Genomic DNA, 9,594 nt, shown 5'->3' with positions numbered 1-9,594 from the left:
CGTCCCACCGTTGCCCCCTGCATCGCGGTCGTACCCAGAGTAGCGACGGAGGCGTGCGGAACTGCTTCCTCAGCCGCTTTCGCAACAGGCCCTAGACCGCACAGGAGGACTACGAGATGAGCGAGACCGCCACCCTCACGGCAACCCCGAACGAAACGCTCGCCATCGACGCGGCCGCGCTCATCGCCGACATCGAGGCCTACCTCGCCCAGCACGCCCCGCGCACCGCCCACCCGCTCGTCACCAAGACCACTGCCGAACTCGTCGCCGAAGCGCTCCAGGCGCCGTCCGTCGAGTCCGAGCAGGAGGCGCCCGAACTGGTAGCCCCCGCGCGCTGGTGGCGGATCCTCCCCGACTGGGCGCTCGCCATCACCCCCGCCCGCCGACTCCACGGCGCCGGCCGCGACATCACCGTCACCCAGCACCTCGAACTCACCGCCCTCGTCCTCCAGCAGTACGGCCACCACCGCGGCGCGCTCCGGTCACGTGGGGGAGCCCGCTGCATCCTCGGCGCGCAGGCCGTCCTCTATCGGCTCGGATACGGCGACGAGAACACCGCCAAGGCCGCCGGGCAGCAGCTGCAGAACGCGCTCCGCCGCCGCGGCATCGACGAGCCCTACCACCGGTGGAACGACCGGACCGGGCGCACCCTCGACGACGCCCTCCACCTCATCCGAGAAGCCATCAAGGAGAACCAGTGACCGACACCGACGACTTCGACTGGGACGCTGTCGAGTCCGCCAGCTTCGCCCTGGAGTGGGGCGACCTCGACGGTTCCGAGGAAAGAGAGGAGCAGCCCGACGAGGCCACGCTGTCAGCGGGTTAGGGCACGATCCACCTTGCGGCGACTCACCTGAATCGAGGCATCGATGGAAGACAGAAGGCCGTTCGTACCCGCAGGCATCAAGAACACCCGTGCAGGCACACGTCCCAGCGTCGCCCCTCTCCTTGCAATGGTCGACACGGAGGACCCGGCCTTCTCGTTCATCGCCATAGAACTGAAAACAATGGCCAGCGCTGGGGTGGCTCTTGACCAGGCGTCGATCGACATCGCAATCAAGGTAGGCCGGGCCAAACACGAAGAGGCCACGCGCCGTCGGCGTACCGCACCTGACCGCGTTGAGATCGTGTATTACATCCGGCGCTCAGATCTCGTGAAGATCGGTACTACGTGTGATCCGGCAAACCGCATGAAGGCACTCATGCCCGACGAGATTCTCGCCTTTGAGCCCGGCGGCCGGGAAGTGGAGCAGCGGAGACACCGTCAATTCCACCCCGAGCGGGTCGCCAGGAGAGGCGAGTACTTTCGCCTGTCGTCCAGGCTTCAACGTCACATAGACGCCACGCGCAAGACCCACGGGGAACCCCACGAAGACTGGACGACGATGGCCACCCTAGGACGACAGTTCCGGCGCGGCCGCGAGATTGTCCAGCTACCCGACCCCGTCAGCGGCGAGCTCCTCACGAACACAGAAGCAACCAAGCGCTTCGGGATGGGTTCCTCCACCGTCAGCCACTGGGTACGGCGCGGGCGAATCGTAGCCGCTGGCACGAACGAGAAAGGCAGGCCCGTGTACCACCTCGAACACCTGGAATACCTCATCAAGCGCGGTCGAGAGTGGTCCAGGTGGCACCGCTAGACCCGCCCTTGCCTGTCTAGGTAAATCCGTGTCACACTGCCCCCATCCGGATACCAGTGTGTCCGCAGCTACTTTAAGCCCCCAGCTTCCGCCGGGGGCTTTCTGCGTGTCAGGGGGCGCGATGGAGCCAGCCGACCTTTACCCCGAAGACCTTGTCTACGCCCACGAGGCATCCGCCGTCACCGGCGTTCCCGAGCCCGTCATTCGGCAGTGGGCATCACGAGGGAAGATCGCCCGCTACAAGGGCGACCCCCGGCGATACTCCGGACAAGGGCACGAGTACAAGACCATGTACGCGCTCCCCGAGATAAAGGGGCAGGCCGCCAGCTATCGGCCGCGCTTCGGCGCCCGCGCCGCATAGGTCACGAAACGGAGACACCGCCTCCAACTCCCACAGTTCAGAGCAACGATGAGACCTCTCATCACGCAACGTCCTGGGGGGACCATGCGACGCACTGCCATCGCCGCCACCACCGCGGCCCTCTGCCTCACCCTCGCCGCCTGCAACGCCGCCGAGCCCGAGGTCAACACCAAGCCCAACCCGCAGCCCAGCAAGACGGCCGCAGAGAAGGCGCCCGAGACAACCAAGGCGCCGGCCCCGAAGGATGCCACCATCGGCGACACCCTCACCCTCAAGGGCTTCGAAGACGGACAGCAGATCGATGTCACCCTCACGAAGACATCCGACCCGGCCACGCCGAAGGACGAGTTCTTCCGGCCCGAAGACGGCAACCGCTGGATCGGCGTCCAGGTTCAGATCGTCAACAGCGGCACGGCCGTCTACGACGACAGCCCCACGAACGGCATGAAGGTCGCCGACAGCGAGGGGCAGTGGTTCAACGGCGTCATCGCCGACATCAAGGCTGGTCCGTCCATGGCGGCCGGCGTCACGCTGAAGCCCGGCGCCAAAGCCCTCGGATGGGCCGTCTTCGAAGTCCCCAAGAACTCGAAGGTCGCCTCCGTTCAGTTCGGCATGAACAGCGGCTTCTCCGACCAGACAGGCGAGTGGAAGCTCAAGTAGACGGACGCCGGGAGGTGCGATGACGCCTCCCGGCACCGCCCAGAACTCTCCGCGCCCGACGACCGAAGGGCGCCAGATGGACGACCTGCTCATGATCGTGCCCACCCGCGGCCGACCCGACAGCGTCCCCGCCATCATGCAGGCCTGGGACGAGACCGGCGCCACCGCAGACATCCTCTTCGCCGTCGACACCGACGACCCCGAACTCGCTGCGTACAAGAAGCTCCAGGCCTCACTCAAGGGCGACCCGCGGGTCCGTTTCACGTTCGGCAAGCGGCGTCGTCTCGTCGGCACCCTCAACCAGCAGGCCTCCAAGGCGGCGAAGAGCTACCGGTTCCTCGCCTTCATGGGCGACGACCACCGGCCTCGCTCTCACGGCTGGGACGCCCGCTTCCGCGAATGCCTGTCCGGCGGCCCCGGCATCGTCTACGGCAACGACTTGTTGCAGGGCGAGAAGATGGCTACCGCCGTCGCCATGACGTCCGACATCGTCACCACCCTCGGCTACATGGCGCCGCCCACGTTCGTGCACCTCTGCGTCGACCTCGTATGGCTCGACTGGGGCCGCGGCATGGAACGCATCACCTACCTCCACGACCTCATCCTCGAACACCTCCACCCCGCGGCCGGGAAAGCCGCCACGGACGCCGTGTACGAGGAATGCAACAGCAGCGAGCAGGTCGGCGCAGACGGCGCCGCCTACTACGCCTACCGCGACGAGGGCGGACTCGAAGCCGACCTGGCCAAACTCCGGAAGCTCGTCGAGGAGGCGTGATGCAGGTCCTCCTCACCGGACATCGCGGCTTCATCGGCAGGCACCTGCACGCTGCGATGGAGGCTCGCGGTTGGGACGTTCACGGGGTCGAGCTTGAGCGTCTGCACTCTGACGCACTCGACCTCTTCCGCTACAGCACCGACGTCTACGACCTCGCTATCCACTGTGCTGCGATCGTCGGCGGCCGGGCCAGCATCGACGGCTCCCCGCTCGGCGTCGCCACCAACCTGGCGCTCGACTCCTGGTACATGCGGTGGCTCGCCCGCAGCCACGTCCCCCGCGCGGTCTACTTCAGCTCCTCCGCCGCCTACCCAGTCGCTCTCCAGCAGCCCGGCCCGATCCGGCGCCTCGTCGAGACCGACATCGACTACGAGCAGCCCGGCCAGCCCGACGCCACCTACGGTCTGGTCAAGCTCACCGGCGAACAGCTCTGCCAGTACGCCGAAGCCGAAGGCACCCGCATGACGATCCTGCGGCCGTTCTCCGGATACGGCGAAGATCAGGACGACTGCTACCCCTTCCCTGCGTTCATCCGGCGGGCCCGCGAGCGGCAGGACCCCTTCGAGATCTGGGGCGACGGCAGCAGCACCCGTGACTGGATCCACATCGACGACATCGTGGCCGCCACCCTCAAGGCGGTCGATGAAGGCGTGCAGGGCCCGGTCAACCTCGGCACCGGCAGGGCCACGAGCTTCGACCAGCTGGCCGGCCTCATCACCGAGGCGGCCGGCTACCAGCCCGAGCTGAAGCACCTGCCGTCCGCACCGCAGGGTGTCCACCACAGGGTGTGCGACCCCAGCCGCATGCTCGACTTCCACCTGCCCCGCGTCACCCTCGAAGAGGGCATTGCGCGGGCGCTCGCAGCATGAGCGGCGGCTGGAAGGGATCGAACCGGGTCAAGCGCCTCCCGCCGAACTGGCGCCGCATCCGCGCCCAGATCCTCGCCCGAGATCCGATCTGCAAGATCTGCGACGTGCGCCCCTCTCGGTTCTGCGACCACATCGTGGCCAAGGCCGACGACCACAGCGACACAGGACTCCAAGGCGTCTGCGGCCCATGCCACGACCAGAAGTCCAGCGCCGAAGGGAACGCTGCGCAGAAGGCCAACCCCAGACCAGGGCGGTCCCGTCCGCCCGAGCGGCACCCCGGGATGAGGTGACCGTGCCGGCGTACCTCGTCCAGCATCCAGCCGAACAGCGACGTGAGGACATCCTCATCGAGGACACCAAGCTGACGCTCACCTTCGCCGCCGGATGGGCCGTATTCACCGACACCCAGGGCGTCTGCCTCGCCATACCAGCGGGCCAAGGCGCACACATCCAACGCGTGGACAGTGCAGAGGAACCGACCGATGCGCAAGGCGAGTGAGCCACGCCGGGCCAGCAGGGCAGCGGCCCCAGGGGATGGGCAAGGGGGAACGGTGGCCGAGGTAGGTGCAGTGCACGTCCAGTGTCCCGAGTGCGGAGTCGTCGTACCGATCACCGTGGAGGCCAGGAGCACGACGAGTCGAGGCAACGTCCTCCAGCTCGTGCTCGACCCTGACTACACCGACGTCTGGGCCCACAGCTGGACTCACCTGATCGTCTAGGTCGGCCCTGGCGGAGGCTCGGCCGACCGCATCCCTGGGGGGATACCCCCCTCCCCGGCTCTTGGCTTATCGGGGCCGTATAGCACCTGACATCCCGCCCGGGTTTCCAAGGCGGCCGGCGGGTCCTGGCGGCCCGCCACTTGATCAACTGGCGCCGCCCTGGAGGCGGGGCCTCTTCGCACCGAGACCCTGGAGGTCGACATGGGTGCACGTGGACCCATAGGCAAGCGCTCCGAGGAGCGTATGGGGCACCGCTCCAAGGAGGAGAAGGACTCGATCACGAAGGCTCCGTCGGAGCCGCCGGCCGAACTTCCCGACCTGCCGGAGCCGGATGCCCTGTGGCATCCGATCGCCACCGACTGGTACCTGTCTCTGCGAGATTCGGGCCAGGCCGCTTTCTACCAGCCGTCTGACTGGGCGATGGCCCGGTACGCGGCCGAGCTAATGTCTCGCGGCTTGTCCGAGGACCGCCCACCGAACGGGCAGTACGTTGCGGCCCTGAACTCGGTGATGTCCAGCCTGCTGACGACTGAGGGCGACCGGCGGCGGGTCCGGATTGAGCTGGAGCGGAAGCAGGCCGTCAAGGTGGTCCCGGCGTCCGTGACCGCGATCGCCGACTACCGCTCTTCGATCGGTGGCTGACGGCGAAGTCCCCGAGATCGTTACGCCCTTCACGATCGGCCCGACGTGGCGGCGCAGGGAGGACGGCAAGTTCGTCCTCCCTGAGTACACGCTCGGCTGGCAGGCTCTGGCCTGGACCGCGACGTACCTGCAGCATCACGTCGGCGCACCGTGGCGGTATACGGCCGAGCAGGCTCGCCTGACGTTGTGGTGGTACGCCATGGACCCGGCTACGAACCGGTTCCTGTGGCGTGACGGGGTGATCCAGCGACTGAAGGGCTGGGGCAAGGACCCGCTGATTGCCACCTGGTCGGCCTTCGAGTTTGTCGGCCCGTGCCGCTTCGGGCAAGTCGCGGATGAGGGCAACGAGTGGGGCGTCCCTCCCGGGCAGCCTCTCGGCCAGCAGCATCCAGCGGCCTGGGTGCAGATCGCGGCCGTCAGCCAGGACCAGACGAGGAACACGATGACGCTGTTCCCGTCGATCCTGACGAAGCGGGCGATCGAGGAGTACCGGATCGACCTCGGCAAGGAGATCATCTACGCCGACAAGGGCCGGGCCCGGATCGAGGCAGTCACGAGCTCGCCCCGCGCGCTCGAGGGCGGGCGGCCTACGGCAGTGAACCTGGGGGAGACCCACCACTGGCTGGAGTCGAACCAGGGGCACGAGATGGCCGCGGTCATCGAGCGCAATGCGACCAAGTCGGCGGACGGGCAGTCCCGGACGCTGGCGAACACCAACGCCTACGAGCCCGGCGAGGACAGTGTCGCCGAGCGCACGCGTGAGGCTTTTGAGTCTGCGGAGGCGGGCCGCGCCGCCGAGGTCGGCCTGTTCTACGACAGCCTGGAGGCGCCGGCCGAGGCGAAGCTGACCGAGGAGTGGATCGAGCCGACCCTGCGCGCGGTCCGCGGCGACTCGATCTGGCTGGACCTTGAGCGGTTGAAGGCGTCCATCCTCGACGTCCGCAACCCGCCGAGCAGGTCGCGCCGGTTCTGGTTCAACCAGATCACTGCCTCTGAAGACGCCTACCTTGCGCCCTACGAGTGGAACGCCTGCCCGCACGAGGACATTGAGCTGCAGGATGGTGACGAGATCGTCCTGTTCTTCGACGGCTCCAAGAGCGACGACGCCACAGGCCTGGTCGCCTGCCGCCTGTCCGATGGGCACGTCCACACGCTCGGCGTCTGGCAGAAGCCGCCGAACTGGCCTGATGGCGTGCCTTGGCGGGTGCCGCGTGAGGAGGTCGACGGGGTGGTGGACCTGACGTTCGCCACCTACAAGCCGATCGCCTTCTTTGCCGACCCGGGCTCCGGCTTCGACGAGGCGGATGGCGAGCGGTACTGGGACGGCTATATCGACGCTTGGGCCCAGCGGTACGGCAGGAGGCTCAAGCTGAAGGCGGTCGCCTCCGGCCACGGCCAGCACGCGGTCATGTGGGACATGCGCGACCGGCGACGTCAGCAAGCCTTCACTGAGGCCGTCGACCGCTTTTACCGCGACGTCCTCGAACGTCAGCTCACCCATGACGGCCACAAGGTGCTCCGGCAGCACGTCGCCAATGCGCGCCGTCGCACGAACGCCTGGGGCTACACGATCGGCAAGGAGCACCGTGAGTCGGCCCGGAAGGTCGACTTGGCGGTGTGCGCGATCGGCGCACGGATGCTGCGCCGGATGGTTATGAACAGCCCGGCGTGGGCGAAGCGCTCGACGGCGCGCGGCAAGGGAAGGGTGGTGGTGCTGCGGTGACGATCCCCACCCTGCCTCTTGTGGGCCTCTCGGACGACGAGCTGCAAATCCTTACGATGCTGCGGTCGGACCTGCTGAACCAGCGATTCAAGCTGCAGCTTCTGGATGCCTATTTCAACGGCGAGCAGCTGGTCCAGGATCTCGGAATTTCGATCCCACCGCAGCTCAAGGGTCTGCATACGGTGATCGGCTGGCCGAGGACCGGTGTGGAGTCGTTGGAGGAGCGCCTGGATCTGGAGGCGTTCCGTTGGGCCGACGGTTCGGATTCATCCGAGCTGGAGGAGATCGCCGAGGCCAACGACTTGTTCGACGAGTCGAGTCTGGCGCATCTCGATGCGCTGACCTATGGCCGCGAGTATGTGACGGTCGGCTCGCCGGACGACCCAGATCTTCCACCGCTGATCACTTACGAGTCGCCGCTCGACATGACGCTCAGTTGGGATGCCCGGCTGAGGATTCCGCGGTTCGCGCTGAGGGAGTCGTTGGACCGGTTCGACTTCGGTCTGGCGCCCGAGGAGCAGCTGATCAGCCTCTACATGCCGAACGAGACGATCTTCGCGGTTGAGGTGGACGGCGGATGGAAGGTCATCGACCGCGATCAGCACCGGCTGGGGGTGCCGCCGGTGCTGCGGATGGCGAACCGTCAGCGCACCGCGGACCGAGTCGGCAAGAGTGAGATCACTCCGGAAGTCATGTCCATCACGGACGCGGCCTGCCGGCGGCTGATGGGCATCGAGGTTGGCGCAGAGTTCTTCCAGGCTCCTCAGCGGTACTTGCTGGGCGTCTCGGAGTCGGCGTTCCAGGATGCCGAGGGGAATGCGCGGACTGCGTGGGAGACGTACATCGGCCGCGTGTTGGCGCTGGAACGGGACGAGGACGGCAATGTGCCGGAGGTGGGCCAGTTCGCTGCTCACGACCCCAGCGGCCAGACGAAGATCATCGATCTGTATGCGCGGATTATGGCGTCGCAGCTCTCGGTCGCCCCGCACGTCCTGGGCTACAGCAGTGACAATCCGGCATCTGCGGACGCGATCCGCTACGCCGACAACCGGCAGATCAAGAAGGCCGAACGCCGCATCCGGAGGTTCAGTGCGACTCATCGGGATTCGATGCGGCTCGCCCTGTGGTTCCGGAACGGGGAGCCGCCGCCGAAGGAGCGCCGCATTGAGTGCGTGTGGCGCAATCCTGCGACGCCGACGCTGGCGGCCCAGACCGACGCCACGGTCAAGCTGGTTCAGCAGGGCATCATCCCTGCCGACTCGGACGTGGCTCTGGAGATGGCCGGTCTGACCGAAGACCAGCGGAGGCGAGTTCGAGCGGACCGGCGGCGTACCCAGGGACGGCAGCTCCTCTCATCACTGATGAGTGGCCCCGAAGCGGACCCGGAGGCCGCAGATGGCGGCGAGGGTCTCTGATGCCGGCACGGCGGCCGCTACGCAACGTCGGGCGCAGACGGCGCTGACTCGCAGCCTGGTCCGGGACATGCGGGGGCTGAGGCGGATCATCATCCCGTCTCGGCTGCAGGCCACGGTACCGGTCTGGATCACTGCGGTCGGGGCCCTGGTCGATCGTTACGGGGCCGCATCGTCGGCGCTGTCGGCGGACTACTACGACGCGGCCCGGATCGCGGCGCGGGTGACCGGCTCGTTCACCGTGCCGCTGGCCCAGCCGCCTCCGGAGGAGCAGGTCGAGAGCGGTCTGCGCTGGGCCACGAAGGATCTGTGGCCTCGGGACCCGGATGATCCGGACACGACCGAAGCGCAGCTCCAACCGATGGATGTGCGCTTGGACCAGGCCGAGAAGAAGGCCGAGGGAGCTGCCCAGAAGCTGGTCATCGACCAGGGGCGTGGCACCGTCCAGGAGGCGGTTCGCCGCGACCGGCAGGCCACGGCCTGGGCCCGATCCGCGGCCCTAGGCGCCTGCCACTTCTGCAAGGCGCTCGCCATCCGCGGCGCCGTCTACAAGCAGGACACAGCGGACTTCCGGGCCCACGACAACTGCCATTGCGGTGTGGTCCCGGTTTTCAAGGGGCAGCGCTTCGAGCTGTCCGATCACGCACGCGAGTGGGAACGGCTGTACCGCGAGTTTGCGGCGCCTCACTCGGGCGATCAGCTGAGGCGGTTCCGCCTCGCGCTCGCCGAACACGGGCATCTGCCCGGCCTGTAACCCCCTGGCTGCCCTGGAGGTGGCCTTTCTCAGCCCCAG

General features: G+C 67.4%; 12 protein-coding genes. All 12 read left to right on the top strand.

Annotated features, from left to right (window positions below):
* Positions 1–116: 116 nt before the first annotated feature.
* The 12 genes from ABT034_RS33525 to ABT034_RS33470 all read left to right on the top strand — a co-directional run bounded on the left by ABT034_RS33525 (position 117) and on the right by ABT034_RS33470 (position 9,555).
* Positions 117–701 (top strand): DUF6197 family protein, encoded by a 585-nt coding sequence (locus tag ABT034_RS33525; protein ID WP_351220873.1) that lies wholly within the window; start codon positions 117–119, stop codon positions 699–701.
* Positions 698–826, top strand: coding sequence for a hypothetical protein (locus ABT034_RS33520; protein WP_351220872.1), 129 nt, complete (start codon positions 698–700; stop codon positions 824–826). The genes ABT034_RS33525 and ABT034_RS33520 overlap by 4 nt, the downstream gene beginning before the upstream one ends.
* A 127-nt stretch (positions 827–953) precedes the next feature.
* Positions 954–1,640 (top strand): GIY-YIG nuclease family protein, encoded by a 687-nt coding sequence (locus ABT034_RS33515; protein ID WP_351220871.1) that lies wholly within the window; start codon positions 954–956, stop codon positions 1,638–1,640.
* Between the two features lie 445 nt (positions 1,641–2,085).
* A complete protein-coding gene (locus ABT034_RS33510) occupies positions 2,086–2,661 on the top strand; it encodes a DUF4352 domain-containing protein (RefSeq protein WP_351220870.1) in 576 nt (191 codons plus the stop codon).
* Between the two features lie 76 nt (positions 2,662–2,737).
* Positions 2,738–3,436 carry a hypothetical protein gene (locus ABT034_RS33505; protein ID WP_351220869.1) on the top strand — a complete coding sequence of 233 codons (699 nt, stop codon included), beginning with the start codon at positions 2,738–2,740 and terminating at the stop codon, positions 3,434–3,436.
* Positions 3,436–4,305, top strand: a complete 870-nt coding sequence (locus tag ABT034_RS33500; protein ID WP_351220868.1) for an NAD-dependent epimerase/dehydratase family protein — start codon at positions 3,436–3,438, stop codon at positions 4,303–4,305. Before ABT034_RS33505 ends, ABT034_RS33500 begins: the two co-directional genes overlap by 1 nt.
* A 292-nt stretch (positions 4,306–4,597) precedes the next feature.
* Complete coding sequence (locus ABT034_RS33495; protein WP_351220867.1) at positions 4,598–4,804, top strand: hypothetical protein; 207 nt, start codon at positions 4,598–4,600, stop codon at positions 4,802–4,804.
* A gap of 70 nt (positions 4,805–4,874) precedes the next feature.
* On the top strand, positions 4,875–5,024 hold the full coding sequence (locus tag ABT034_RS33490; protein ID WP_351220866.1) for a hypothetical protein: 150 nt from the start codon (positions 4,875–4,877) through the stop codon (positions 5,022–5,024).
* A gap of 201 nt (positions 5,025–5,225) precedes the next feature.
* Complete coding sequence (locus ABT034_RS33485) at positions 5,226–5,666, top strand: phage terminase small subunit (protein WP_502973108.1); 441 nt, start codon at positions 5,226–5,228, stop codon at positions 5,664–5,666.
* The gene (locus ABT034_RS33480) at positions 5,659–7,389 is read left to right on the top strand and encodes a terminase large subunit domain-containing protein (protein ID WP_351220864.1); all 1,731 of its coding nucleotides are present in this window, start codon (positions 5,659–5,661) and stop codon (positions 7,387–7,389) included. Before ABT034_RS33485 ends, ABT034_RS33480 begins: the two co-directional genes overlap by 8 nt.
* The gene (locus ABT034_RS33475; RefSeq protein WP_351220863.1) at positions 7,335–8,804 is read left to right on the top strand and encodes a phage portal protein; all 1,470 of its coding nucleotides are present in this window, start codon (positions 7,335–7,337) and stop codon (positions 8,802–8,804) included. Before ABT034_RS33480 ends, ABT034_RS33475 begins: the two co-directional genes overlap by 55 nt.
* Positions 8,785–9,555, top strand: a complete 771-nt coding sequence (locus tag ABT034_RS33470) for a VG15 protein (protein WP_351220862.1) — start codon at positions 8,785–8,787, stop codon at positions 9,553–9,555. Before ABT034_RS33475 ends, ABT034_RS33470 begins: the two co-directional genes overlap by 20 nt.
* Positions 9,556–9,594: the final 39 nt, after the last annotated feature.

The organism is Streptomyces sp. NPDC002773 (assembly GCF_040295605.1).
Classification (GTDB): domain Bacteria; phylum Actinomycetota; class Actinomycetes; order Streptomycetales; family Streptomycetaceae; genus Streptomyces.
Note: the sequence above shows the minus strand (reverse complement) of the source record. Positions and strands in the feature narration are given on the sequence as shown.

What these genes read in the sequence shown, in the direction of transcription:
- ABT034_RS33470 (WP_351220862.1), top strand. Translation starts at nt 8,785, where the DNA reads ATGGCGGCGAGGGTCTCTGATGCCGGCACGGCGGCCGCTACGCAACGT.
- ABT034_RS33505 (WP_351220869.1), top strand. Translation starts at nt 2,738, where the DNA reads ATGGACGACCTGCTCATGATCGTGCCCACCCGCGGCCGACCCGACAGC.
- ABT034_RS33510 (WP_351220870.1), top strand. Translation starts at nt 2,086, where the DNA reads ATGCGACGCACTGCCATCGCCGCCACCACCGCGGCCCTCTGCCTCACC.
- ABT034_RS33515 (WP_351220871.1), top strand. Translation starts at nt 954, where the DNA reads ATGGTCGACACGGAGGACCCGGCCTTCTCGTTCATCGCCATAGAACTG.
- ABT034_RS33485 (WP_502973108.1), top strand. Translation starts at nt 5,226, where the DNA reads ATGGGTGCACGTGGACCCATAGGCAAGCGCTCCGAGGAGCGTATGGGG.
- ABT034_RS33500 (WP_351220868.1), top strand. Translation starts at nt 3,436, where the DNA reads ATGCAGGTCCTCCTCACCGGACATCGCGGCTTCATCGGCAGGCACCTG.
- ABT034_RS33525 (WP_351220873.1), top strand. Translation starts at nt 117, where the DNA reads ATGAGCGAGACCGCCACCCTCACGGCAACCCCGAACGAAACGCTCGCC.